The sequence below is a fragment of the Mycobacterium angelicum genome (genome assembly GCF_002086155.1).
GTDB lineage: Bacteria > Actinomycetota > Actinomycetes > Mycobacteriales > Mycobacteriaceae > Mycobacterium > Mycobacterium angelicum.
In genome coordinates this window covers 1-304 of the sequence record NZ_MVHE01000369.1, presented here as the reverse complement: position 1 = coordinate 304, position 304 = coordinate 1, and the positions used below count along the sequence as shown (strand labels likewise).

Sequence of the window (304 nt, the reverse complement as noted above, 5' to 3'; positions counted from 1 at the left end):
GGCCGGGTTCGGCGTCACGGGCAATCCACAGTTGGCCTGCGGTGAATACGCTTTGATTGGCGATGGATACCAGTGCAATCACCAGACCGATGGCGACGACGTTGGGCCACGCTCCGGCCAAATCGAATGCGATGGATAGCACTGCCGCGGCGATGCTAACGAGTGCACTGCCGACAAACAAACCGACCAGGCCAAATCTCTCCCGGACGCGGTTCCACAACGCGATCCCACCCAAGAGTCCGACGCAGACGAAAAGGACGACGGCAACGACCTCGTCGGGCTGGGCCCCGGGTACGGCGGCGAC

The 304-nt window shown here is 62.8% G+C and carries 1 pseudogene; it reads right to left on the bottom strand.

The annotated features are described in order from the left end of the window. A pseudogene (locus BST12_RS29835) lies at positions 1-304 on the bottom strand (hypothetical protein); the annotation flags it as partial.